The 24,528-nt window shown below is 61.1% G+C and carries 24 protein-coding genes, 1 tRNA gene and 3 pseudogenes; 14 read left to right on the top strand and 14 right to left on the bottom strand.

Annotated elements, in window-relative coordinates:
* Nucleotides 1–224 precede the first annotated feature (224 nt).
* The 4 genes and pseudogenes from ACR3FF_RS14510 to ACR3FF_RS14495 form a co-directional block, all read right to left on the bottom strand.
* Nucleotides 225–824 (bottom strand): DUF5789 family protein, encoded by a 600-nt coding sequence (locus ACR3FF_RS14510; RefSeq protein WP_458188801.1) that lies wholly within the window; start codon nucleotides 822–824, stop codon nucleotides 225–227.
* 793 nt (nucleotides 825–1,617) lie between these two features.
* A complete protein-coding gene (locus ACR3FF_RS14505; RefSeq protein ID WP_458188800.1) occupies nucleotides 1,618–2,433 on the bottom strand; it encodes an AAC(3) family N-acetyltransferase in 816 nt (271 codons plus the stop codon).
* Nucleotides 2,434–2,497: 64 nt separating this feature from the next.
* Nucleotides 2,498–2,689, bottom strand: a pseudogene (locus ACR3FF_RS14500) (DUF21 domain-containing protein); the annotation flags it as partial.
* 81 nt (nucleotides 2,690–2,770) lie between these two features.
* Nucleotides 2,771–2,929: a hypothetical protein gene (locus ACR3FF_RS14495; RefSeq protein ID WP_458188799.1), complete on the bottom strand. Its 159-nt coding sequence runs from the start codon at nucleotides 2,927–2,929 to the stop codon at nucleotides 2,771–2,773.
* 350 nt (nucleotides 2,930–3,279) lie between these two features.
* Here ACR3FF_RS14495 and ACR3FF_RS14490 point away from each other — a divergent pair, with 350 nt between their 5' ends.
* Nucleotides 3,280–3,558, top strand: coding sequence for a hypothetical protein (locus ACR3FF_RS14490; protein ID WP_458188798.1), 279 nt, complete (start codon nucleotides 3,280–3,282; stop codon nucleotides 3,556–3,558).
* On the opposite strand, the gene ACR3FF_RS14485 is transcribed toward ACR3FF_RS14490, so the two are convergent.
* Nucleotides 3,528–3,950: a hypothetical protein gene (locus tag ACR3FF_RS14485; RefSeq protein ID WP_458188797.1), complete on the bottom strand. Its 423-nt coding sequence runs from the start codon at nucleotides 3,948–3,950 to the stop codon at nucleotides 3,528–3,530. The genes ACR3FF_RS14490 and ACR3FF_RS14485 overlap by 31 nt on opposite strands.
* Before the next feature lie 400 nt (nucleotides 3,951–4,350).
* On the opposite strand from ACR3FF_RS14485, the gene ACR3FF_RS14480 reads away from it, so the two are divergent.
* Nucleotides 4,351–4,752, top strand: a complete 402-nt coding sequence (locus ACR3FF_RS14480) for a hypothetical protein (protein WP_458188796.1) — start codon at nucleotides 4,351–4,353, stop codon at nucleotides 4,750–4,752.
* 86 nt (nucleotides 4,753–4,838) lie between these two features.
* Nucleotides 4,839–4,911, top strand: a tRNA-His gene (locus ACR3FF_RS14475).
* 72 nt (nucleotides 4,912–4,983) lie between these two features.
* Here the strand turns inward: ACR3FF_RS14475 and ACR3FF_RS14470 are convergent.
* Nucleotides 4,984–5,271 carry a hypothetical protein gene (locus ACR3FF_RS14470; RefSeq protein ID WP_458188795.1) on the bottom strand — a complete coding sequence of 96 codons (288 nt, stop codon included), beginning with the start codon at nucleotides 5,269–5,271 and terminating at the stop codon, nucleotides 4,984–4,986.
* A 2,242-nt stretch (nucleotides 5,272–7,513) separates the two neighbouring features.
* Here ACR3FF_RS14470 and ACR3FF_RS14465 point away from each other — a divergent pair.
* Both ACR3FF_RS14465 and ACR3FF_RS14460 read left to right on the top strand, forming a co-directional pair.
* On the top strand, nucleotides 7,514–7,852 hold the full coding sequence (locus ACR3FF_RS14465; protein ID WP_458188794.1) for a HalOD1 output domain-containing protein: 339 nt from the start codon (nucleotides 7,514–7,516) through the stop codon (nucleotides 7,850–7,852).
* A gap of 104 nt (nucleotides 7,853–7,956) precedes the next feature.
* The gene (locus ACR3FF_RS14460; protein ID WP_458188793.1) at nucleotides 7,957–9,264 is read left to right on the top strand and encodes an acetamidase/formamidase family protein; all 1,308 of its coding nucleotides are present in this window, start codon (nucleotides 7,957–7,959) and stop codon (nucleotides 9,262–9,264) included.
* A 22-nt stretch (nucleotides 9,265–9,286) separates the two neighbouring features.
* Here the strand turns inward: ACR3FF_RS14460 and ACR3FF_RS14455 are convergent, their stop codons facing one another.
* Both ACR3FF_RS14455 and ACR3FF_RS14450 read right to left on the bottom strand, forming a co-directional pair.
* Entirely contained in the window at nucleotides 9,287–9,547 is a 261-nt protein-coding gene (locus tag ACR3FF_RS14455; RefSeq protein WP_458188792.1) for a ubiquitin-like small modifier protein 1, read from the bottom strand.
* Between the two features lie 362 nt (nucleotides 9,548–9,909).
* Nucleotides 9,910–10,632, bottom strand: a complete 723-nt coding sequence (locus ACR3FF_RS14450; protein ID WP_458188791.1) for a helix-turn-helix domain-containing protein — start codon at nucleotides 10,630–10,632, stop codon at nucleotides 9,910–9,912.
* Between the two features lie 154 nt (nucleotides 10,633–10,786).
* Here ACR3FF_RS14450 and ACR3FF_RS14445 point away from each other — a divergent pair, with 154 nt between their 5' ends.
* The gene (locus tag ACR3FF_RS14445) at nucleotides 10,787–12,070 is read left to right on the top strand and encodes an MFS transporter (RefSeq protein WP_458188790.1); all 1,284 of its coding nucleotides are present in this window, start codon (nucleotides 10,787–10,789) and stop codon (nucleotides 12,068–12,070) included.
* A 295-nt stretch (nucleotides 12,071–12,365) separates the two neighbouring features.
* Nucleotides 12,366–12,833, top strand: coding sequence for a DsrE family protein (locus ACR3FF_RS14440; protein WP_458188789.1), 468 nt, complete (start codon nucleotides 12,366–12,368; stop codon nucleotides 12,831–12,833).
* A gap of 15 nt (nucleotides 12,834–12,848) precedes the next feature.
* Here the strand turns inward: ACR3FF_RS14440 and ACR3FF_RS14435 are convergent, their stop codons facing one another.
* The gene (locus ACR3FF_RS14435) at nucleotides 12,849–13,928 is read right to left on the bottom strand and encodes a lysylphosphatidylglycerol synthase transmembrane domain-containing protein (protein WP_458188788.1); all 1,080 of its coding nucleotides are present in this window, start codon (nucleotides 13,926–13,928) and stop codon (nucleotides 12,849–12,851) included.
* Between the two features lie 136 nt (nucleotides 13,929–14,064).
* The gene (locus ACR3FF_RS14430) at nucleotides 14,065–14,613 is read right to left on the bottom strand and encodes a winged helix-turn-helix domain-containing protein (protein WP_458188787.1); all 549 of its coding nucleotides are present in this window, start codon (nucleotides 14,611–14,613) and stop codon (nucleotides 14,065–14,067) included.
* Nucleotides 14,614–14,768: 155 nt separating this feature from the next.
* On the opposite strand from ACR3FF_RS14430, the gene ACR3FF_RS14425 reads away from it, so the two are divergent.
* The 7 genes and pseudogenes from ACR3FF_RS14425 to ACR3FF_RS14395 all read left to right on the top strand — a co-directional run bounded on the left by ACR3FF_RS14425 (nucleotide 14,769) and on the right by ACR3FF_RS14395 (nucleotide 20,735).
* On the top strand, nucleotides 14,769–14,984 hold the full coding sequence (locus ACR3FF_RS14425; RefSeq protein ID WP_458188786.1) for a heavy-metal-associated domain-containing protein: 216 nt from the start codon (nucleotides 14,769–14,771) through the stop codon (nucleotides 14,982–14,984).
* 52 nt (nucleotides 14,985–15,036) lie between these two features.
* Nucleotides 15,037–16,943 (top strand): annotated as a pseudogene (locus tag ACR3FF_RS14420) (heavy metal translocating P-type ATPase).
* 22 nt (nucleotides 16,944–16,965) lie between these two features.
* Nucleotides 16,966–17,616 (top strand): annotated as a pseudogene (locus ACR3FF_RS14415) (hypothetical protein).
* A 482-nt stretch (nucleotides 17,617–18,098) separates the two neighbouring features.
* Nucleotides 18,099–18,815, top strand: coding sequence for a hypothetical protein (locus ACR3FF_RS14410; protein WP_458188785.1), 717 nt, complete (start codon nucleotides 18,099–18,101; stop codon nucleotides 18,813–18,815).
* Nucleotides 18,812–19,144 carry a hypothetical protein gene (locus ACR3FF_RS14405; RefSeq protein WP_458188784.1) on the top strand — a complete coding sequence of 111 codons (333 nt, stop codon included), beginning with the start codon at nucleotides 18,812–18,814 and terminating at the stop codon, nucleotides 19,142–19,144. Before ACR3FF_RS14410 ends, ACR3FF_RS14405 begins: the two co-directional genes overlap by 4 nt.
* Nucleotides 19,141–19,848, top strand: a complete 708-nt coding sequence (locus tag ACR3FF_RS14400; protein WP_458188783.1) for a hypothetical protein — start codon at nucleotides 19,141–19,143, stop codon at nucleotides 19,846–19,848. The genes ACR3FF_RS14405 and ACR3FF_RS14400 overlap by 4 nt, the downstream gene beginning before the upstream one ends.
* 41 nt (nucleotides 19,849–19,889) lie before the next feature.
* The gene (locus ACR3FF_RS14395) at nucleotides 19,890–20,735 is read left to right on the top strand and encodes a hypothetical protein (protein WP_458188782.1); all 846 of its coding nucleotides are present in this window, start codon (nucleotides 19,890–19,892) and stop codon (nucleotides 20,733–20,735) included.
* Between the two features lie 277 nt (nucleotides 20,736–21,012).
* On the opposite strand, the gene ACR3FF_RS14390 is transcribed toward ACR3FF_RS14395, so the two are convergent.
* The 4 genes from ACR3FF_RS14390 to ACR3FF_RS14375 form a co-directional block, all read right to left on the bottom strand.
* Nucleotides 21,013–21,201 (bottom strand): hypothetical protein, encoded by a 189-nt coding sequence (locus ACR3FF_RS14390; protein WP_458188781.1) that lies wholly within the window; start codon nucleotides 21,199–21,201, stop codon nucleotides 21,013–21,015.
* Between the two features lie 36 nt (nucleotides 21,202–21,237).
* Entirely contained in the window at nucleotides 21,238–22,296 is a 1,059-nt protein-coding gene (locus ACR3FF_RS14385; RefSeq protein ID WP_458188780.1) for a TrmB family transcriptional regulator, read from the bottom strand.
* A 78-nt stretch (nucleotides 22,297–22,374) separates the two neighbouring features.
* Nucleotides 22,375–23,463: an ABC transporter ATP-binding protein gene (locus tag ACR3FF_RS14380; RefSeq protein ID WP_458188779.1), complete on the bottom strand. Its 1,089-nt coding sequence runs from the start codon at nucleotides 23,461–23,463 to the stop codon at nucleotides 22,375–22,377.
* On the bottom strand, nucleotides 23,460–24,527 hold the full coding sequence (locus tag ACR3FF_RS14375) for an ABC transporter ATP-binding protein (RefSeq protein ID WP_458188778.1): 1,068 nt from the start codon (nucleotides 24,525–24,527) through the stop codon (nucleotides 23,460–23,462). Before ACR3FF_RS14375 ends, ACR3FF_RS14380 begins: the two co-directional genes overlap by 4 nt.
* Between the last annotated feature and the right edge of the window lies 1 nt (nucleotide 24,528).

Here is a 24,528-nt window from a genome sequence, read left to right as displayed (position 1 = left end):
CACCGACGGACCGCTTAAGTAGGACAGACAGCCGGGCGACACACGTGCAAATGCCCAGCTAAACGAACGCGATTCAACCCCGCGCTAAAGCACGGGGTTTTCTCGCTACCACAAGATAAGACGCCTCTCGCAAGAGAACATCCCGTTACTGGATAGAGGGCGCGTATCGGTTACGCTTGGAGCTTGACAGCAGTCGTTGCCACGGTCGCCCCGTGATCGTCGGTCTATATCCCGAGCCACTCGTCGTTTCGGATCTGATATCCGTTCGCCCGACAGAACTTCGCCGCTTCTCGGCGTACCGCCCGGGACGTCGGGAGCGTTTCTTTGTCGCGGATTCGCTCGACAATCCAGTCACTGATGGCTTGAATCCCTTCATCGTCGTCATCGGCGTCGATCGCTTTGAGTTCCTGGAACGTCTTCTCGTATGCTTTGCGCTGTGTCCAACTGAAATCCGTGTTCCGAAGCGTCTTGCTGGCTTCTACGACCCGTTTCATGGCCGCGGCAACTGTCGGCCGCTGTACCTGCACCCGGACGGCAGCTGGAGAGTCGAACGTCTCCTCGTCTGTCTCCGGTACTAGTTCTTCGATACTGTAGCTTCCCTCGACCGATTCGATCTCACGATCGCCGATCGCCTCGACGACCTCGATCCCCGTCGCCGGGAATGTCAGCTCTTCGAGGTCCGCCTCAAAATCGGCGAGTTCCTCCGCATCCACCGGTGGTTCTATTTCGTCGCCGCGCTCCAGTTCTGTGGCGATCTCACGCTCTTGCTGGCGTCTCTCAGCGTCGTGTGCTTGCTTGTCTCGACCGCGCTTATCGTCTGCCATCCTAGAATTTTGGCTCTCCAGCCGGATAGCTTTGTGGTCGATAACAGGTACTCCCAAACGTTTACGCCAGCCATTACAAGCGAGTGTATCGGTCATCGCCCGACAGGTTGACTAGTTCACCGAACACCCGAGGAATTACCGGTGTTCGAGTGCTGAAGACACCCTTTGTATTCACGTATGGAAATTCTGCGAGTGAAGTAACGGTCGGCCGACTGCATTACTCTTTTGACTGAACACTCGCGTTGCCATTGGATGAGAAAATCACCAGAGGTCAATACAATTGCTCTCTCCTCAACCGGCAGGCGGTGGACACGTGAATGCGGTAGCTGTGGCTCCTGCTTCCGGCGGCTGATTCCCCTTACTCCCTCTCGGTCGCTTAGGTGATCAGGCCGGGGTGATCGAGCATCTCCCCGTAATCATGCAGGAAATCGACCGTTCTGGTGGTCTGCAGGTCGCACCGCTGAGGCACCAGTGCGTGAGGAAGAGATTCACGTATTCGGGCTTTCCCGGTTGGCGCAGCGAGCGCCACCCGGGCTGTCACGCCCAGGTCTCGGCTTCCTTCGCACGTGGACCAGTCAACAATCGCGCGGTCTTCGCCGCCGAATACAGCTCGGTCTCTTGTGCCTCATACCTTGCTCACGCTCTCTGGATATAGCAGAATTTCCATCGAGTCAGCACGTCGTTCGTGACAGTATCCCATCAGTACAGTCGGAGTCTGTGAGTACACGACGCGTAGCGGTCGCTCGGGCTCCTCGAACTCAGCGTTTCGAACGTCGCTCGGCGGGAATATCGTTCACTCGCGGTTCGACTCGAACCACTCGACCGCGAAGTCCACGAGCGACTGCTGGGGGAAGAGCTTCGCGTCGGCAACCCCGACGCGACCCGCCTCGAAGGCGTCGGGATACGCGCGTTCGAACGCGGCTCCGCACTCGGGGAAGTCCTCGTCGTCGACATCGAGGTCTTCCCAGTGCACCCACGCTCGGTCCCCGTCGACCAGCACCGCACTGGCACGGGTCTCGGTATCGACGTCGAGGTCAGCCCGATACTCGGCGAGGTGGAGGGACGTGTTGGTTGCGTGAGACGTGCCGAGAAGCAGTATCTTCCCGTCGAGGTCGTAGACGCGAGCCAACGGCGACTCGTCACCGAGCGAGTAGTCGTACGAGTGGTCTTCGGTGACGAACTCGGCATCGGTTCCACACGCAGCGAACGAATGTTGAGGATGGGCGCTCCGACGGACGTCCGGATACGAGCGGAAGCACTCCGGAACCGCACCCACCCCCTGAGTGGGTGTGACGGCCGGGCGGTACGGGGGCATCTGTTCACGGACGGTTTCGTACCACGAGTCCGGGACTGAAGGGTTGTTCATGTTGGTCGGGTCCCTGTTTCCGGGTGAGTGGGTGGGCATCACGACCGTTCCCCTCTTACCCACGACGCGCTGGAGAGCATCGACGACGGCGGGCGCGCCACCACAGACCCAGCCGAGAGAAGAAAGCGAACTGTGGACCAGTACCGTCTGGCCGGCCTCGACGCCGAGAGAACGGAGGTCGCTTGCTATCGAGTCGACGGTGACCGGCTCCGATGACCGCTCTTCGGGTAGCGTGTCGCTCATGAAGAGAAGTGAACAAGACCGACAATAAGTTCTGGGAGGACTGGACGTCAGTTCGACCTGTGCAGACGGTTCCGACTGCGATACTCGACGCCGTGTTACCGACCTGATAGGTTGTGAGATAGATTTCCAGATTGTGCGTCATCTCCCAGGCTCGTTCCAAGGCTCTGTGACCACCACCGGTGAACTCCTCCTCGCTGAACTGCCGAGCACACGTCAGTGCGAATTCGATAGCGACAAAGAACCCGTTGGCGAGGATTTACAGGACACCGGCGACGAGACGGGTTCCTTTTTCGAGCGAGTTCATTGCCACCGTATTCACTCACGCACAGTCAGATTCTCAAGAAGTCCTGCTTCGGGGTCGTGGAGACTGGACGAACTCTCCTCCCGTCTCTCCCAGAAGCATCGCCGTCGCAACTGCGTCACTCACGATGCCGACGAGAAACAGGAGGAGCAAAAACAGCCCCATGAGGAGAATGAGGATGGTCTCTTCTCTCATGCGTTGCCCCCGGGATTTCCTCGACAGTGTGGATAACTCCGTGTCGCCGTCACCCGAGCGAAGCCACGGAAGATATCGACGTGTGCCATCGACTCGCACTAGCGTCTCCAACCAGAAAAAGAGCGGGTCGGTACCCGTCGGCGTTCTCCCGTTCGAAGGACACACTTCTTGTACCTGCAACAATCAGCCGGTCTTCCGGAAAATAAGGCGCGATTCCGGGGCGACAGGTCCCGTTCAACGACGAGTCGGGCGAAGGGGAGTACGCACATTCCGTTCACTCCTACTACGCCGTCTCCGAGGACACCGAAGCCAGCTACAGATTTTAGGCTTACCGCACCGAATGGTCCACAATGGCTCTCGATGCACTCGTGAGGAGCGAACGCGTCAATGCCATCGTTGGATGGGTTGTGGTAGCGATAGTAACGCTATGGGCCGCCGAGCGTCTTCTCACGGGTGCTTTCCTCTGGGGTGGGTTCTCGCTTCTTCTCGCCGTCGTTGCGTCGTTACCGGCACTGATAACCCGCGATTGGATGGCGATGGTTCCCTGGCCGCTTCCGTTCGGCGCCGCAGTCGCCGTGGCCGCGAGAGCGGTCGAACTCTACCCTGGAAACACGCCTAAGAGGGACTGATACAGCGTTATCACGGTCATATCGACGATGAAGACTTCACGGAACCGGTCGAATCGACCCTGGAGACGGTCTTCCTGCTGTTCGAGGTCCTCAAGGGCCTCCTTGAGGACCTCTCGGAGAAACGCACAGAGTCGCTCAGTAAACCAATCGTGAAACGATGAGTAACGAAGTGTTCCGCCGAAGGTGTCGATGTATTCCTGACGGAACTCTTCGAGTGTTCGATAGTGGCCGGTAACGAACCCGAGTGTAAGCGACCAAAACAAGGCATCAGCCTCCAGTTTCCCGCCATCGCGTTGGATCAACCCGGTTGCGCGAGCCAGCTCGCGCAGCCGGGTATTCGGAAACGTCTTCACCAACCGCTCTTCTATTACCGAATCCGGTGGGAGTCTCATTCATCTCCTCACCGGGTTTCATACCGCTAACAGCTGGCGGTCTCTGCTTCTTCTCCAGTTAGCCTAGAACGGATGCTTACTACCCGTACACCGCCCTTGCAGTTCCGTGAAGAAGAAACAAAACTCGAGAATTGCGGCATGTAATCGCTAATTTTGTAGTACATTTAATATTTAGATGATTTAGTATTATGATATAGAAGAAAATAAATACCGATAGTTACGGATCTCGTTTCGTTCATTTCCGCCTGCAAGTTCGGTGCAGACACCGACTGTCGGCGGCGACAGCGGCGTTTCGCCTCGGACTGAGACCCTCCTTTACCCGCCGGAGCCACCACGCCGGATTGAAGTGGGGGCGTACTTCGGCATGAAGAATTAATGTGACGGGGTGACAATGCCCACTATGCACGTCCGAGATGCGATGGAGTCGGACGGCGGACGCCTCGCCGAACTCGCCGACGTTCCGACGGAAGTGATGAGCAACGTCGTCCACGACCGGACGGTCTGCGTCGCCGAATCCAACGAGAAAATCCAGGGGTTCGTCGGCTTCGACGCCTACAAAGACACTGTTCACGTCACCCACCTCTTCGGGTCGGAATCAGCCTGCGAGCGCCTGCTGGACGAACCCATCCGATTCGCGGAAAACGAGGAGATGACCGTGGAGATGTTGCTGCCCGAAGCGGAAACGGACACCGCCGACGTCGCCGAAGACGTCGGGTTCGAACACCTCGGGTCGGGACCACGGTTCGAAGACCAGCAAACCCTTCGGTTTCGACTGGAGAATCCAGAGGCCGCAGCGGAGTGATATTCGTTCACAGCCCGAAAATCGCCAGCCGTCTCGCCTCCTTCCGAAACGTATTTTAATCTCACCCGTTTACGAGAGGATGCGTGTCCGGGTTGGGGTAGTGGACTATCCTCCAGCCTTGTGGAGGCTGGGACGCGGGTTCGATTCTCGCACCTGGACCTTATCCGAAATAAAGTCTTACACGGCCATTTGGCCGGTGTAAATCCTTCTATGGCGTTCGCTCGATTGTCGTTATTCAGCTCCGATTAGCGTCAGGAGTTCATCCCGCGAAATCGTCCCATACTCGGCTTTACGGTGACAGCTACTGCAGAGTGAGATCACGTTGTCGAGGAAATGGGCGTCTGTGAGAGTGTGGTCATCTGACTTGATGAACCAGCGAACCGGGACGATGTGATGGACGTCGGGATTTCGTCCAAGTTTTTCCCCGAGTCGTTTCACAGACGAGACACCGATGGCCATCACGTTCGAGGGCGTCCCGGCGAACCTCGTTCCATCCCGTGCCGTATTCTGGATTGCCACCACCCTTCCAATTCGGATGCTTCGATCCACTGAACCGTTGGGAGAGCCAATCTCGACGGCATCCTTCGCTACAGACGACAACATCACCGATGTTACTCGGATATCGCTCGACGGTGGTATCGCACATGACGCAGTCGACCTGCCGTTTGCCACCATTCCACCGCGGATTGTCTTCGCCGACAGCCGTTGGTGGGGTTTGCCAATCCTCCGTTTGCACACAGTCCGGGCAGTAGCGTCCCTCCTTCTCTGAGGGATAGTACTCGAAGGTAACGTCACAGAGTTCGCACGTCCCAACGGTTTTGCCACCGTTGTAGTTCGGATTGTTCGATCCCTTGTTGGACGTATTCTGTTCACGACACGTCGCAGAACAGTATTTCTTCTTATATTCGCAGTAGAATTTGGATCCACAAGCCGCACACGTACGGTTCGGAAACCGTCCATCATGCGCTTTGTTGTAATGAATACGCCGTCTGCGCTGCGTGTCGAACACCCGGTCACACGTCGGGCAGGGAAACTCGCTCATTCTCCGTTCCCTCCCCGAGAAGTGGGAAGAGTGGCGTTCGATTCGATCGTCGGTGCGTCTGCTACTCGATGGTATCGTTCGTTCCAAGCCATGGTATCTCGCAGGCCCGGCGATGCGCGCCTGCACCCCTGCAGGCGCGCGATAATCAACTCGCGGTGGTCGAGATGACGGACGAAGCATCAGTCCATGCTACAACGCCCCGCGTTACGAGGCCAGCTAGCCTCACATCACGGGTGCGCAGCGACGATACGTCCGAGTTGCACCGGAAACAAAGGGGGTTGAGGAGTATGCAAACAGCGAGGATAGAAGGGGTAGTCCTCGGCGACTGTGGTCGTGGTCACGATACCGCACACAGTACGTCGATGACTCGTTCGCAGAAATGAACCACTGACAGAATCGGTATCGAGACCTGGAGACGACCGCGAGACCGCACCCACCTCGACTATCACGATTCACACGCGGTCGTCCAGGTCGACAGGGTGGTGACTGTCGAAACGATCGGTACTCACCTGCGCAGGGGGTGACTGACGAATGTGAATTCGGTCACGGCCAGTCGATGCGAGGATGAAATTTCTGGCAGGAAGGAAATCGCTTACACCCCACCGAAGAGCCGAGACAGCCGATGAGAACGGCCGAGAGCGACGCTCGGACGCACTCCGTTCGCGTACACCCCGATAATCGACCGGGAGAAGGCCTGTCGTGGGAGAAATAACGAACGAGATGCTTTGGGAAAGGGATGTACAGCGGTGCACGCTTAGTCGCGATTCGAAACCGGCGACGAGAAGCCTCCTATCGCCGAATTCGAGTTAATAAATCCACACCAAAATTCGGATTTGAAAATGAGAGAATCGCCAGACGCAACAGAGTTGTACCGATATTAAGATAGTCGAATACCGTCTTGATTGCCTCGGAATAACTATCAACCGGGGACGAGAATTCCACCGAATTCCCCACAGAGATGAGGTGTAGATACCGAATAATCGATTTTTGATGGCGGCACAAAGCGGGGGAGTCAAAAATCCTGAAACACGCGATTTGACCATAGAATCCGGGGGTGTTCCGTCGAATCCTCTTTCCAGTCAATGGTTAGACAAAAGAGACACAGACACCTCGACAGTCACTTCGACGAGAAATTGGATAGAGAGCGTCTTTAGAGTCGGATTTCGGCAGTGAAGGCGCATCGCGTGATGGTGCGCAGGCCCCCGCGTGAGCGGTCTCTTTTGGATATCGAAAACGGCAGTCTACACCCCCTTTTGTACGGTGAATTCCCGGAGTATTGTCGGTATGTACTCGCTCGTTCTCGTGTTGCTCCGCGACACTCCGGTGCGAATATCCCGTCGAAAATGGAGTGTAGATTCGAATCGACAGAGAATTGTGACAGTCAGAATCGAACAACAAAACAGACTATCGAGCACCGGCGAACCAGTAAGAAGCATCGGCTTCGACCAAGTTGCCAGCATCGGTATAGTGCTGTGAACGGTATCAGGTGGCGTTCACCGCTGGGAGTCGGGGGCAGGGCGACGTGGCCGAATAATCACGATAGAGAGGTACGAACGACGTGGAGAGACTGATGGTTTCTATCTGCGGGAAACAGATCGAGTACCGTTCGCCCGGCGGGGAAGAAACGTCGTTTCTCTCGTCTCGATTCTCGGCAGCGCAGACCGCTAAATTGAGACATAATGAGTCATTACTCAAGTAAATGGTATCCAATATAGAACCATGTCCATCCAGACAGCCAACTGGTTCGCTGCGGAAACGGAGCAACCGGGCCGCGATGGCGTCCAGCAGTATACGCTGGTCGCTCCGTTCACGATGGATCCAACACGTCCGCCGAGTCTCAGCGTCGCCGACGCCGTGACCGCAGTCACCGCGTCGTCCGGCCAGACGACGCTCACCCTCTACGAATACCTGGAACCGGATGCGCTCGACCAGATCGTCGAGGCGAGCGCGGAGAAACGAAGCGACGTAGAGGTTCGATTTACCGTCGAAGAGTATCTGGTCGTCGTCCAGAGTCCGTACACCGTTCTCGTGTACGAACCGGAGCGGACAGACCACTGAACCCCTGGCGGATGGCGAAACCGTCTCCGTGAGTACCCTTCGTGGGAGGCGACAAACTACACGATTGTTTAAGATGCTGAGAGGCGAACAGAGTACGGGATACGATGGCACAGCAAGAACTCACACAGGAACTCTCGGTCGACCAGTACACGCTCGGGCTCGTCGGTCCGGACCAGGAGTGGGTCGGGACGGTAGCGGACGGTGGCACCATCAAGACGCACACGCCGCCGGCCTGCTGGGGACCGATGATTACCCCCAAATTCCGGGGTGGACACGAGGTGACACGGCCGATTCGCGTGGAGAACGCGACGGTCGGCGACGCTATCGCGCTGAAAATCGAACGGATAGAGGTGACCAGCGTCGCGACGAGTACGGGAAGCATGACCGAACGCGAGGGGGCGTTCGGCGACGACCCGTTCGTCGACCACGAGTGCCCCGAGTGTGGTGCGAAGTGGCCGGAGAGCGTCGTGGAAGGAACGGGTGAAGACGCGATTCGCTGTGCGGAGTGTGGTGCGAACGCGTCGTCGTTCGGGTTCGAATACGGCTACACGGTCGTCTTCGACGACGACCGGTCGGTAGGTCTCACCGTCGGCGACCGTGGTGCTGACGACCTGGCCGAGAGGGCCGACGAAGTGATGGCGCTCCCCGAGAACTCCCGACAGCACCCCATCGTGCTCTACAAACCCGCCGAGATGCCGGGGACGCTCGGGCACCTCCGACCGTTCATCGGGAACGTCGGGACGACGCCACCGATCGAGATGCCAGATTCGCACAACGCCGGAGACTTCGGACAGTTCCTCATCGGAGCCGAACACGACTGGGGACTCGCGGACGAAACCGAACTCGAAGCGCGAACGGACGGCCACATGGACATCAACGCGGTTCGGGAGGGAGCCATCCTCATCTGTCCAGTCAAGGTCGACGGTGGAGGCGTGTACGTCGGTGATATGCACGCCAACCAGGGGGACGGCGAACTCTCGTTGCACACCACGGACGTGAGTGGGCGTGCCGAACTCGGCGTCGAGGTAATCAAAGGACTCGACATCGACGGACCGCTCTTGCTCCCGAACGAAACGGACCTCCCGCACATCAGCAAACCCCACACGCAAGAGGAGCGCGACCGGGGCCAGCAACTGGCCGACGAGTACGGTGTCGACCGAATCGACGAGATGGGGCCGATTCAGGTAATCGGCAGTGGGGCGACGATCAACGACGCGACGGAGAACGCCTTCGAACGAGCGGGGAAACTGCTCGATATGAGCGAAGGCGAAGTTCGTGCGCGCTGCACGTTCACCGGCGGCGTCGAGGTCGGACGACTCCCCGGAATCGTCCAGCTCACGATGCTCGCGCCGATGGAACGGCTGGAGGAGCGTGGTCTCGCTCACCTCGTCCGTTCCCAGTACGACCTCTGATCGCGTAACCGAGAGGTGGTCGTCATCCACCTCGCATCGCCGGAAACACGGTTAGCTCGGCGTCAGGTGGACAGTCGTCGTCGAGGTCGGCTCTGTCCCCGTCGACCGAGAGACGGACGCTGGGTCGGAGCGTCTCACCATCGGTGAAAAGCTGTTTTCGTGCCCGAGGATAGCGCTCGACGAGCGCGGAGAGGGCGTCTTCGACAGACCCACCATCGAACGCCAGCGTGACCGTCTTCGAACCCGTCACACCCCTGAGTGGACCGTACACGGTGAGTTGCACGAGGCCACCAGAGGGACGCCGTCGAGAAAAATCCTCGGGAGAGACGGGTCTGTCGGTCGAGTGGTGACAACTGAACAGCCGAAGGGGAGGAGTAGGACGCAGGGAGAATGTCGATGGGTGGTACGAAGCTCTGAGCTACGGTTCGGCGACGATACCGCGTGTTCTCCCTACACCTTTTGATTCGAGGGGAAACGGGAGAATCTATCGGTAGTCATGCGAGGCGATATTTAATCGGACGGCGACGCTTCGGGTCGAGACTGCCATCCGGGGCCGTCGGAAGGTCGTCGACCCCCGGAACTGAGTATCAGTCGTCCTGCGGTCGGAGAAAACGGAGCGGTCGGTCTCTCCCGGCAGTGCTCACGCTACGTCTCGGCCATCTCCCCGTCGACACCGAGCGGGTTCTCAGACCCGGTAGCGGTCAGTAACCGGAGGAACTGTCCCGCCCCCGTGACGAGCTTGTTTTCGGCCTTCCGGAGGTGCTCTTCGAACGTCGACCGCGACACCGACGTTCGAGCGGCGAGTTCTCGAATCGACGTTCGACGCGGCTGCTCGTAGTATCCGGTATCGAGTGCGAGTCGAAGGGCCGCGAGTTGGCGGTCGGTCAGTCCATCGAACAGCTGGTCGGCGGGGGTGAGCAGGCTATGGGGAATCCGTCGTTCGTCGAGTGCAGTCTTCGACAACACCTCCACGTCCCGGTCGGCGTCCAGGTCCCGAAGGAGCGCTCGAACGTCACGCTCGTCGAAGGCGACGACCGTGTAGTGTTCCCACCCCTGTCGGTGGACGGTCGGGGGTTGATAGAGACAGTCGTGTTCCTCGAAGCGCTGGACGAGCGACCCCTCCAGCGAGCAGAGACACGACTGCGTGACGACGTGCAGGCCGTCGTCGTCGACCATCTGGTGGAGTACCGTTCCGAGTCGCCGAATCCGGTCGAGGAGGTCGTCCGTAGGTGCCTCCGTCGCAGTGATTTCGAGCACCTGACAGTCGCTCAGATACCACTCTCGGATGGTGATGTCGGGGTACTGTTCGGAGAGGTCCCGGTACGGACAGTCGTGACGAACCCGGAACGAGGCCTGATAGAGGCTCATACGAAGTGATTCGTCCGGGCGGAGAAAACGGTACCGGACATGACCGGCATTACTCATATACAGTGACGGCGAAGATGCTAGCACGACAGATGACTGACCGCCGACGGAGCGACAGTGGCGACCGGACGCGAGTTCGGAGCGGAGTGCAGACGAGATGAGAAGTGAGTACCAGCAGGGGATTCGAGCCAACTGGAAGCAGTTCACGCTCCAGCTTCTGACGGTGTTCGCCGTCGGTCTCACGATTGGCGCAGAGCGGAACGTCGTCCCGATACTCGGACGAGACGTCCTCGGCGTCGAGTCGCTGCTGATAATCGGGTCGTTCGTGGTGAGCTTCGGCTTCGTCAAGGCGCTGCTCAACCTCTACGGCGGCAAGTGGGCGGAAATCTACGGGCGCAAGCCAATCCTCATCGCGGGGTGGCTCTTCGCGCTTCCCATCCCGGTGATTCTCGTCTACGCTCCGAACTGGTGGTGGATTACGCTGGGGAACGTCCTCCTCGGTATCAATCAGGGGCTAGCGTGGAGCATGAGCGTCAACGCGAAACTCGACCTCGCCGGAAGCGACGCGCGTGGTCTCGCCGTCGGACTGGACGAAGCACTCGGCTACGGTGGCGTCGCGGTCGGTGCGTGGGTCACCGGTGTCATCGCGGCCGAATACGGCTTGCGGCCAGCGCCGTTTTACTTCCTCGCCGGGGTCGTCGTCCTCGGTCTCGTCGTCGCGGTCCTGTTCGTCGAGGAGACGCTGCCGTACGCGCAGGCCGAAGCAGATAGCGAGGCCGACGAGACGGACGCCGACCTGCCGTTCGTCGCGGTGTTGAAACGGGCGACGTGGGGCGACAAGACGCTGTTCGCGGCGTCGCAGGCCGGAAGTATCGAAAAGTTCGTCGACGCCCTCGTCTGGATCGTCTATCCGCTCTATCTCACGACGGTCGGTCTGTCCGTCGCGCAGGTCGGCGTCGTCGTTGGCGTCTACGGTGGGGTCTGGGGGGTTCTCCAGCTCTACACGGGGAAACTCGCCGACGACGTCGGACGCCGACCACCCGTCGTCGCCGGGATGTTCGTCGCCGGTTTCGGCGTCCTCGCAACGGCGGTCGTAGACGGCTATTGGCTCTGGCTCGTCACCGCGGGCGTCACCGGTCTCGGAATGGCACTGCTCTATCCCAACCTCATCACGGTCGTCGGCGACGCGGCCCACCCCACGTGGCGAGCGACCGGCCTCGGCGTCTACCGGATGTGGCGTGACGCCGGCTACGGATTCGGGGCGATACTCATCGGGGTTACAGCGGACGCCGTGTCGATTCGTGCGGCGTTCTACGTCACTGCCGTTGCGATGTTCGTTTCGGGGGGCATCGTCCTCGTCTGGATGAAAGAGACCCACCCGACGAAAGGAAACTACACCGCACCCGCGGAACCGAAGGCGAACACAACCACCGACGATTGATGGGGAGACGACAGTTATTCGTCCCCCCTCCCGAAGCACCTGCATGCTGGCGAATCGTGACGCTCGACGCCGCGTGCCGTAGACAGCCCCGCCCGCTGCGTCGTGCCGCCCACGCCGAGATTCGCGGTCCGAGCGCCGAACACCGACGTCCTCGATGCGAGCGTGAGCACGCTATCGACGTCATCCACTACCGTTTTCACGCATCTCCGAATCGAACGGAAATACGTTGCCATTGTTCTCGCGGACTGACGACGTGACCAAAGTATATTCCAATCCGTTGTGTCTGTAGAAATGTATGGAACGAAGAAGTTTCGTCTCGGCAGCAGGGACGCTCGGTGCACTGTTACTCGGAAGCGAATCGGTCGGCGCCAAGGGACAGGACGACCAACGGGCGGCACGACCGACACCGAAGACGAAGACCGTCATCCACCTCTCGAGCGGCGAGACGATGGACCAGAAACACGCGTTGCACAACGCGAAGAACTTGCTCGAAGACGAGTCGGTTCCCGTCAACGACCTCGTCTTCCTGGCGAACGGAAAGGGCGTCCTCGTGTACACGCCGCCGACCGACGACAACGAGTTCGCCGACATCGTCGCGATGCTCCAGGAGCGGGGTGTCACCTTCCGGGCCTGTGAGAACGCGATGGAGCACCTCGGTCTCACGGAAGACGACCTGCTCCCGGGTGTCGAACCGGTGCCGTCCGGCGTCGGTGAACTCGCCCGCCTCCAGCAACTGGGGTACGGATACATCAAATCGCCGTAGCGGCCGGGACGCGTCTCAGGCGGTGTCACGTCGTGGCGACAGAAGCTGTCGGATGTCGAGAACGACGACGGAGTAGATGCCGCCGACGGCGAGGACGAACCAGTAGGTGACGAGTCGATAGAGCAACACGCCCGCTCCGGCCAGTTGTGCGTCCATTCCGACGAGTGCGATGCTCATCGCGACGAGGACGACTTCGACGCCACCGAGTCCACCCGGAACTGGAATCATCCGTGCGAGACCGCTCGCCGGAACGATGAAGAACGCGACGAGCAACGAAATTCGTCGCCCAAGCGCGAGAAAGCTCACGTAGAACGGCAGACAGAAACAGAGCCACCCGAAGAGCGAAAACAGGAGTGCGAACGCCACGTCCCGTCGGTGGTCGAGTACCACACTCACTTCGTTCGAGTAGGAGTCGAACTGCGCTCTGACGGTGTTCCGGAGCAACCGGATTCGCGTTCGTACCGGAGAGAACGTGAGTTTGAGTCGCCGTGTCCTGCCGCCGAACAGCGTGTCGGCCAGTACCACCACGTGAGAGACGAACGACAGCACGGCACCCCACAGTATCGTCCCGTACCGGTAGACCGTAAGCGAGGTCACGAGAACGATACCCGCGAGGAAAGCGACCGTCTCTACGGTCGGGAACGAAACGAGCGTCGTGACCGAATAGCCCCGGACGACGAGCGTGAGGAGGCCGACGAACAGGAGACCGAGCGACGCGATGGCGTTGAGCACTTCGACGACAAACGCAACGGCGAGCGTTCGGTCGTACTCCGCCTCGGTCTCGGACGAGACGATGTACGCGATGAGAAACGGACTGCTCGCTCGCCCGATCGGGATGACCTGTTTCGCGAAGAAACTCGAAAGATAGGCCCCTCTGAATCGCCAGCCTCGGACGGGCGTCGCGGTCCCATCGAGGAGTCGTCGTATCGCTTCGCTCCAGCAAAAGAGCGCGAGCAACACCGTCACGAAACCGACCGCGACCAGTCCGAGATTCGCGGTGGCGAGTTCCGCTCGAAGGTAACGCCCGCCGAAGAGATGCACGAGGAGACCGAGGGCGAAGACAACCGCCAGCAGGCGGACAGTGTTCCGATTCATCGGAGGGGAGGGAGTAGGTTCGTTCTGGACATGACTGGTCGCGACTCAAATAAGCGTTCGAATCGTTAGTTCTCGAACGATTGGAATCAGGAGAAATATAGTTGGCGGTCGACAGTATCGGAATCTGGCCGCGAGGTCAGTCGTCGGTCGACGATGCTCGCGCGTCGCGGGCGTGTGCACGGACGAACGCCCGTCGGAGCACGGTCAACAGGAGGTACGTCTCGTATTTCTGCGTCTGGCAGTGCTGACAGGGTGCCATCTCCGAGACGATGTCTTCTATCTCGTCGTCGTACGTCGACAGGAGGCGTGTGACGACGTCCTCGACCGCCGATTCGACGTGTGCGGCCATCTCGTCGACCGGTTCGTCCGCCCCAGGAGGGAGGGTATACGAGAGGACGATGGTGGTCGCGCGGTAGTATTTTGTCGTGCCGCCTCGTCGCTCTTCGAGCCGTTCGACTTCGATGAGGTCGGCGTCGCGGAGTTCGTTGACGTGGTGTCGAATCGTGTTCTCCGTTCGTTCGAAACCTTGCCGTGCGAATGCTTCGTGAATTTCCCGAATCGTCGTCGCTTCGTCGGCAAGCATGTCCAGTATCATCGCCCGAAACGGTTCGTCGACGGCGTCAGAAACGTTCGTATCTCGAACCGCGATGTCCTTCAAATGAACATCGGCTGTGAACTCACTCATCGATACCGAAGATAGGGAAGCGCGTCGTATAGGTGTTCAGCCGAACCCCCTAGACGAACGGTCGTACCGGTTCGACGGTGCGTCGTTGCACACATACATATCATTTGAGCAATAATTAAAGGGCGAGAGCCCCTCTTCGAACGTGGAGATAAAAGATGAGCGAAACAACACAGTTCCGCGTCGTGGACTTCGACTGTCCGACCTGTGCGAGTACCGTCGAGCGCGCGCTCGCGAAGATGGCCGGTGTCGAACGCGTCGAGGTACACTACACCACGGGCCGGGTCGAAATCGAGTACGACGCCGCTCACGCCGACCCGACCGAGTTCGAGTCCACCATCGAGAGTCGAGGATACACCCCTCAACCCGCCTGACCCGGAGTCTACGATGAGTTAGCGACGATACTACCACAGACATCGCACGGCCATCGTCACCGCGGCGAGTGGCCTCCTGTACGCCGTCGGGTGGAGCGTCGGCTACTTCACGACCTTCAGCACTGCCAGCGCGAGCGTGCTCGTCCTCGCCACCGTCGTCGGCGGGTACGACATCGGGAAAACCGCCGTACACGAGGTTCGGAGTCGGACCCTCGGTATCAAGACACTGGTGACGCTAGCAGCCATCGGTGCGATCGCCATCGGCGAGTACTGGGAGGCGGCGGCAGTCGTCTTCCTGTTCTCGCTGGGAAGCTATCTCGAAGGGCGGACGATGCGAAAGACGCGCAACGCCCTGCAGGAACTGTTGGAGATGACGCCGGACACGGCACTGGTTCGTCGCGACGGAGAGCAGGTCGAGGTACCTGCTCGCGACGTCGAACGAGGCGAGATAGTCGTCGTCCGCCCCGGCGACAAGATTCCGGTCGACGGTCGGGTCGTCGACGGGGAGAGCGCCGTCAACCAGGCGCCGGTCACCGGAGAGAGTGCGCCAGTTCACAAGGCCTCCGGCGACGAAGTGTACGCCGGAACGATCAATCAAGCGGGTGCACTGGAGGTCCGGACGACCGGAGCAGGGTCGGATACGACCCTCCAGCGGATCATCCGCCGCGTCGAGCGAGCACAGGAGGCGAAAGCACCAACCGAGAGCCTCATCGACCGCTTCGCGCGGTACTACACGCCCGCGATCGTCGGACTGGCCGCCGTCGCCTACGTCCTCACGCAGGACGCGCTCCTGGCGCTGACCTTGCTGGTCATCGGTTGTCCCGGTGCCCTCGTCATCGGACCGCCGGTGAGCGTCGTTTCCGCCATCGGAAACGCTGCGCGCAAGAGCGTCCTCATGAAAGGTGGCGAACACCTGGAGACGGCGGGGAAGATCGACGTCGTGGCCTTCGACAAGACGGGAACGCTCACGAAGGGAGAGACCACCGTCGCGAGCGTCGAGGGAGTCGGCTACGACGCCGAGGACACGCTCCGTCTCGCCGCCATCGCCGAGAAGAAAAGCGAACACCACCTCGGAAGCGCCATCCTCGACGCCGCCCGGTCGCTCGACGGCCCCGGCGACGCCGTCACCGACGGCGGTGAGCGAGTCGGTCGTCCACGAGCGTCGACAGACCGACGAACTACTGGCGGTGCCCCGTCGGAGCGACGCCGATACCCGGCCCGGACGATTTCGACGTCGTCGCGGGCAAAGGCGTCGTCGCCCACCACGACGGCCGGGAGATCGTCGTCAGGAACCGGGCGCTTCTCGACGACCGGGGCGTCACGGTTCCGGACGACGTCGCAGGGTACGTCCGCGAGCGAGAATCCCACGGCGAGACTGGCGTGCACGTCGTCCTCGATGGCGACGTGATCGGCGTCATCGCGCTCCGCGACGAGGTGCGGTCGGCCGCGCCGCGCGTCGTGGCGGCACTGAAAGACGCCGGTCTGCGGACGGTGATGGTGACCGGCGACAACGAGCGAACTGCCGCTGCGGTCGCCGAAGCGGTCGGCATCGACGACGCCCGTTCCGAACTCCTCCCCGAGGACAAACAGCGTATCATCCGCGAGTTCCAGGCCGACGGCCACGTGGTTGCGATGGTGGGAGACGGCATCAACGACGCGCCATCGCTCGCCACTGCCGACGTCGGTATCGCCATGGGCGCTGCCGGCACGGACACCGCCATCGAGACGGCGGACATGGCGTTGATGGCCGACGACCTAGAGCGAATCCCCGACGCCGTCACGCTGAGCAAGGCGACCCGATGGAACGTCTATGAGAACGTCGGGATAGCCGTGCTGACCGTCACGCTCCTCCTCGCGGGCGTCCTGACGAATGCCGTCCATCTCGCTGGCGGGATGCTCGTCCACGAGGGAAGCGTCCTCCTCGTCATCCTCAACGGGATGCGACTCCTGCGGTACTGAGATTCGACTCCGATTCCAAATCATGAACGAGACGACGAACGAAACCGACCGAGCGAACTGGCGCACCGAACACGAGAACGTCGAGCCGATTTGAATCCGCGACCCGGTAGCAGAGGTGCTGACGGTGCTCGAACCCGGCGAGCCGTTCGTGATCAGCTACGCAGACGTCGTGAAGATAGCCGGGCACTCGTGTCCCACCGCATCGGGTGCCTACCGCATCGTCCAACTCGGTCTCGACGCGCTCTATCCCGACGGGTATCCCGTCCGTGGAGACGTCGACGTTCTCGCTGGCGGGCCGAAAGACGACCCCACCTACGGCGTGATGGCACGGCTCGTCTCGTACGTGGTCGGGGCGGCCGAGGAAGACGGGTTCGGCGGGTTGGCCGGCGGGTACGGGAGCCGAAAGGACCTGCTCCGCTTCGGCGACATCAAGGAAGACGGCCCGACGTTCGTCTTCACCAGAACAGACACGAACGAGTCCGTTCGAGTCACGTACCACGTCGGCGACGTTCCCGAGGCCGGTGGCGCAGGTCGATACCTCCAGAAACTCCTCGATGAAACAGCGACAGTGGCGGAACGTGAGGCGTTCAGTGAAGCGTGGCACGGTCGCGTCGGAACGGTGTTGACCGACGACGACCTCTTTACAGTCGAGCGGTCGACGGCCGAAGAGTGAACCGGTCGGAATCCGGAAACAGCACCGTCTCCCGGAAATCGCCGCGACGACCGACGAAGAGACGACCAGAAGGGGCTGCATGGCACAGGGAGAACGACGGCGAGCGTCAGAGGGCTGTGCGACGAGCCAACCTCGGCCGTGCGTCTTCTCCCTACAGGTATCGATTCCACACGAGACCCGAGAACCTATCGGCGGCCATGTGAAGCGTTATTTAGCCATCCCGGCCACACCATCCGGATGTGGACTCTGTTCCTGCACGTCGACGCGACTCGAACAGGTATCCCCGAAAAAACGTATGCTCGATTACCTGTTGTGAAGGAAAAACGAATTAGGGACGCAGAAATCGGATGCATGCGTCGATTGACCGCGATTTAAGTGACGATTAAATACAGTTTTCGACACGTGACTCGTCGAGGGTTGCTTGCGTAGATAGCCAGAACGTCTTAGTTGCAGTCGGCCCATTTGAAATCAAGTTGGTCATTATGTCAGAAAACACCGAGCGCAGCGACGCGTGCCGCCAGGGTCAGAACGACATCGCTTCCGACAGCCACGACAGTACGGACGACTCCGCGAACGGGAAGCGGTTGATGCCCGACGGTGGCGAGCAACAGCAGAAGAGTGCACCGGAGGAGACGGAAGAATCGGACGACGAGCAAAGCGGCGAATCGACCGCCGACGAGCAAAGCGACGGGGAGTCTTCGGCAGCACAGACGGAAGAATCGCAAGCCGAGACAGCAGAAACGGAGAGCGAGGGGTCTGACGAGTACGGATACCGAGAGGAGGGAGAGACGACGGTGTTGTTCCTCGACCTCGAAGGGTTGTTCCTCGACCTGCTCGGACTCGAAGTCGACCTCGACGAGGTGAAGTTGGACGTGACGGCGGTAAGCGGCCCCGGTCGCCTGCTGGGGAACCTGCTCTCGGGGGTCGCCAACCTGCTCGGGAGCGGTTCGAGTGGCCTCCTCGGGAACCTGCTCTCCGGGAGCCTCTTCAAGGGCCTGGTCGGCGGGAGTTCGGACGAGGAGGATTCGTCGGACTCTGGCTCCGGCTCCGTCTCGTCGGCGGTCGACTCCGCCCGCGACTCCATGAGCGACGCGCTGGCGGACGTCCCGCTCGACGAGATGCTGACGACGCTCTTAAAGGAACTCGTAGACCAGATGTTCGGCGAGGAATCCACTGACAGAGCAGAGTCCGAAGCATGAGCGACGACACTCCGCCGCTCGACATCGGAGAGGCGATCCGGAACATCGATTTCGACGAAGTGTTCGCGGACACGTCGCTCGATGGGGAGTTTGACGACGAGACCTCGGCGGAGTCGTTCGGTGCGACCGTCGGCGGGTTCGTCGGTCGAAATCTCGGCGGGTGGCTCGGTGGCCTCCTCGGTGGCCTGCTCCTGGATTCGCTCCTCGAATCCACGGCCGAAATCGAATCGGGCGACGGCGACACGGACCAAGAGGACGGGAACGACGGAGACGACGAGGAAGAGGCGGCCGACGGCGATACCGAAACCGACGAAGGTGAGAACGCATGAGCGACACACCAAGCCCGAAAGAAGCGGTCACCGACGAACTGACCGACCAGGTCGACGTCGGTTCGCTAGTATCCGGCGATAGCGTGAGCGACCAGGTCGACGGGGCGTCGCTCGGACGGACGTTCGGCGAATCGGTCGGCGCGCTCGCCGGACGCCAACTCGGGCGCGTCGTGGTCGGGCGAGTCGCCTCGAAGCTCGGTCTCCGGGACGACGAGGGCGACCGCTCATCGTTCGGCCGCCTGGCGAGTGCGTTCGTCGTAGCACTCGGGCGGACGCTGAGCCAACCGCAGTTCCGAGAACCCATCGAGGACGCGCTTCGGGGATACGTCGAACAGAGAGAAGCTGCCGAGAAGACGCTCGACGAAGCGAAAGAGACCGCCGAGGAGGCCGCGGAGATGGCCGAGGAGACAGTCGAGGACGGAGCGGACGAAGCGAGCGACGCCGCCGAAGAATCCACAGACGAGGCGACCGATGCTGCTTCGACCGTCGACGCGAGCGACCTCGACCCCGACGACGTGCAGGCGATACGGGAGGAGACCTACCGCGACCTCCTCGAGACGATGGAGTACTCGGAGCTTCAGTCCCTCGCGAAGGAAGTCGACGTCAAGGCAAACCTGCAACACGACGAACTGGTCGATGCCATCGTCGAGGAGTTCAACGACGAGTCGGAGACGAGCGAGGACGAAGATGCCGATGAGGAGTAAAGTACAGCACGACAGTCGACGCTCGTACGCCCACTCGAACGATGAGTAACGACGAATCCAACCTCGAAAAGCTCCTCGCCGACGGGATGGACCGGGTCCGGACGGCACTCGACGCCGTCGAGGACGGCGAGTTGCCGGACGAGAAGGCCGATGCCGTGCGCGAAACCGCCGACGCCGTCGCCGAGGAGGTCGACGACGCATCGCTCGACGAACTGCTCACGGCCGCGGGATTCGAGGACGTATCGGACGACGTCGCTCCCCCCGAGCTTCCGATACTGATACAGGATGCAGACGCCGACGCGGTGCTCGGTCTGCGAAACCTCCTGGAGCTAGCGGACCTGTCCGAGAAGTGGTCGACTCTCGACGAAACGGAGCGCATTGACCGACTCGAACGCATCGGCGGCGATGGAACGTCCAGCGACGACGGCAGAAGCGTGAGCGACCTGCTGTCTTCGGTGTTGTCGACCGGTGACTCCGACGAAGAGACGAGCGAGAAGGGAAGTGAAGGAGACGAGTCAGAAGGCGACGAGGAGACGGAAAGCGAGGAGGACGAAACGGAGAGCGACGAGACGGAAAGCAGCGAAGGGTCAGAAGGTGACGGGGACGGGGAGACGGAAACCGAAGAAGAGGAAAACGAGGAGTCCTCGTCGGTCAAGGAGAGCCTGACAGAACTCCGGTCGCTGTTCGACGCTGCTGGCGGAGAGGACGAGAGCGCGGACGAGGAGACAGAAGAGACCGAGGAAGAATCGGACGAAGAGGAGTCCGACGACGAGAGCGGACGCGACAGCGGTAGCGGGGGCAGTACGAGCGGCGTCTCGACGATGCCGTCGTCTCGGCCGGACATGGGTGGCACGTCTCGGCACTCGACGATGCCGGATAAAAACTGACGACGAGGGCCGCGTCGCGACTCTCACCCGATTCCGTCCGGCGCTCGAACCGACGGAGAACGATTCTCGCGAGTCTGTCTCGAACGACGTCTTCGACGGAGCACGTGAGCGTGGCACTCCATCGCCGGTCAGTGGTGAGCCACCATCAGACACTACTCCCGTCACGCCCCCCTGTGCGGGGACGGAATCCACGGATGATTCGACTGTCAGGTTGGCGGTCGTTCGAACCTCCAACCCTGGCCGAGGACGACGAACGACACGACATCCGCCGGCGCGCTCAGAAGGGATTCCAGTCGATTCGGAGCAGTATCGCGGCACCGACCGCGGTAACGGCCAGCATGCCCAGACTCAGCAGAGCGACGACGTACGATGCGGTGCCGGGGGTCAAGAACGGAATCGTAAACAGCAGGAGTACGAGCAAGATGCTACTGAGCGTCAGCAGAATCCGCCACGGCGAGGTGGTCATCGACTCACGTCCGGGTGCACTCTCCCGAACACGTCGTCACTCCGCCTCCAGGAGCGTCACTTCCCGTGCCTCGTAGTCCTCGATGAACGACCCCGGACCGCCGACGCTGACCTCGCCCGCGTCGGTTCGAACGATGAGGCTATTCTCGATAGGGAAGGAGTTGGTCGGCGGCAACACGAGCGCCTGATTGACGTCGACCACCTCGCCGGTTATCGTCTCGTCTTGTTCGACGCCGTTTCGGGCGTCGATGCGAGCACGGATTCGGTTCCCGGCGCGGCGGTGCAAGACCGCCTGTAACACCGTGTGCCGGAAGTTGCGGTACGTCAGGGGCAGGGTGGCGGGGTCGGTCACGAACACCTCTTCGGCCATCGGCCAGTAGTTGCTCAGAAACGACCCGGCTATCGTCGCCGCGAGCTGTTGTTCGGTGACGGCGACGGCTTCGTTGTCGCCGTTTGACCCGGTGAGTATCTCGTGCAGGCCGAGCAGTCCCGAGGTGATGTCGGTCGAGAGCATCACCGGAACGTCCTCCGCCCAGACGCGGGCGGCACTCGCCACTCCCTCGAGTTGGTTGTACATGATCTCGGTTCCGCGCATACTACTTCCGCTGACCAACAGCAACACCAGCACGTCACGGTCTACGGCGTCGGTGAGCGTCTCCCGTAGGTCCGGTACGACAGTCGCCGGGACCGAGAGGACGACCTCGCTGTCCGCAGCGTCGATCAGCGTTCGGATTCGCTTGAGAACCGTCTGGCGGGACTTGATGATGTCGAACTGTGCGGTCTTCGGTTCGGTCGCCGAGTAGAGGTCGTCGAGACCGGACTCCAGCGATTCGAGCTTTCCACGAAGCCCGGCGATCGCTTCGTTCGGTGGGAGCGCCCGGATGGTGGTAGGGCTCGCGTGGTCGTTGAGTTTAACGAGGCCGCGGTCGGCCAACCGCTCGCCGACGTCGTAGACGTAGCGAATGGAGACGCCCGAATCGTCGGAAATCTCCTTGGCGGTCGCCTCGCCGTGCCGAAGTGCGACGAAGTACACGTCGATTTCTTTTTCCGAGAAACCGAAGACTATCAACTGCTCCCTGAGAGTATCAGCAGTCATCGTGGGTTGTTGTTCGTTTTTCTTCATAACTGACAATGTAGCTTTCGCAATCGAGTTTCACGTCGTGGTTCGACGGGGTCAGGAGTTCGTCCCGGCCGGGAGTCGTTCGGATTCCGCTCCCTCTATCGGGTCGCTCTCCCAGTACTCGTGGTCGGGGTCGTCACGGAAACAGGCGACACAGTGGCCGTCCTCGCCGATAGTCGGCGACTCGCGGGTACAGACCTCGCGCGCCTCCGGACACCTGGTGTGGAACCGACAGCCGCTCGGCGGGTCGACCGGGTCGGGAACGTCGATGGTTCTGACTGGAGGTTCGGTCGCACCCTGGTCGCTCGGATCGAGGTCGGCCGTCGCCCACCGCAACACCTTCGTGTAGGGGTGTTTGGGGTCGCTGAGCACTTCGTCCGCGGGGCCGATTTCGACCAGTTCCCCGAGATACATGATGCCGACTCGGCCATCCGCTTTCTCCGCGAGGTAGCGTGCGTTCGAGAGGTTGTGGGAGATGAAGAGAAACGAGGTGCCAAACTGGTCTTGCAATTCGAGCATCAGGTCCATTATCTCCACCCGCAGGGAGACGTCGAGCGCGCTCACGGCCTCGTCCGCGAGGATGAGGTCGGGGTTCATCAACAGCGCGCGAACCAGGGCGACGCGCTGTTGCTCACCGCCAGAGAGCTGATGGGGGTAGCGACGGGCGTAATCTTCCGGTGGCTCCATCCCGACTCGTTCGAGCATCCGGAGCACCCGCGCCCGCCTGTCTTCGGTGTTCATGTCGTCGCGCCACCGCTTTAGCGGCGCGGTGAGACTCTTCATCACCGTCCGGTTGGGGTTCAACGCGCCACCGGGGTCCTGGTGAATCACCTGCAAGGATTTTCGAATCTCGTCGAACGGAACATCCCCACCGCCATCTTTCGCCTCCCAGACGTCCTGGCCGCGGTAGGTGACGTTCCCGCCGGTCGGTCGCTGGAGTCCGATGGCCGTCTTGCCGAGCGTCGTCTTCCCACAGCCGCTCTCGCCGACGAGGGCGACCACGTCGTTCTCTGCGATGTCGAGCGAGACGCCGTCGACGGCGTGGACGGAGTCGGGGTCCTGAAAGAACTCCAGGATGCTCTGTTCTTTCTCGAAGTGTACTTCCACGTCGTTCAGCGAGACGACCGGGTCGTCGTGGCTCATTGTTTCTTTCCTCCGATTTCGAACTGAATCTCGTCCACTGCCTGCTCCCAGTTGAAACAGGCGGCGTCGTGCTGGTCGGCCACGTCGTGGAAGTGGGGGTCGTTCGCCCGGCACTCCTCGTCGGCCAGTGGACACCGGGAGGCGTACGAACACCCCATCGGGATGTTGACGGGGTCGGGAGCCGACCCCTCGATGGGTCGCATCGTCGAGAGCGGCGCATCGAGGTTCGGCACCGCCTTCAGCAGGGCGCGAGTGTAGGGGTGGGCCGCGTTCCGGATGAGCTGGTCTGCCGGACCGCGTTCGACGATCTGGAAGGCGTACAACACGGCCAACCGGTCTGCGAGTCCAGCGACCAGCGGTAGGTCGTGCGTGATGAACACGACCGTCAGGTCGTACTTCTCCTGGAGGTCCGACAGCAGGCTCAGTATCGACCGCTGCATGAGCAGGTCGAGCGCCGCCGTCGGCTCGTCCATCACGAGGACGTTCGGCTCTAGCACCAGACTGAGTGCGATGAGCGCCCGCTGGGACATCCCACCCGAAAGCTCGTGGGGGTACGAATCCAGCACCCGCTCCGGGTCGAGATAGAGGTCGGAGAGCAACTCTCGGGCGCGCTCCATCCCGGCGGCGACGTCGGCGTCGTGAGCCGAGAGCGTCTCTTCGAAGTGGGCCCGGATTCGCATCGTCGGGTTGAACGAACTCAACGCCCCCTGGAACACCATGGAAATCTCCTCCCAGCGAAGTCGTTTCAGCTGTTCGTCGGTGAGGTCGAGTAAGTCCACGGGGTCGCCCTCGTCGGGGTAGTACGTTATCTCGCCCGTGAGTTCGCCGGGTTCTTCGACCGCGTCGAGCATCGCCGAGGCGAGCATCGACTTCCCGCTCCCGCTCTCGCCGACGACGCCGAGGATCTCCCGACGCCGCACGTCGAGGCTCACGTCGTCCAGGACGTGTGCCGTCCCCCGGTCCATCCCGAAGGTGACGTTCACGTCACGCATCTCCAGTATCACGTCCGATTCCGGGTCATTCGTCGTGTCTGCGTCAGTCGTCGTCTGTCGTGTGTGTGCCATC

The organism is Haladaptatus ordinarius, from assembly GCF_054177595.1.
This window is presented reverse-complemented; position numbering and strand designations above follow the sequence as displayed.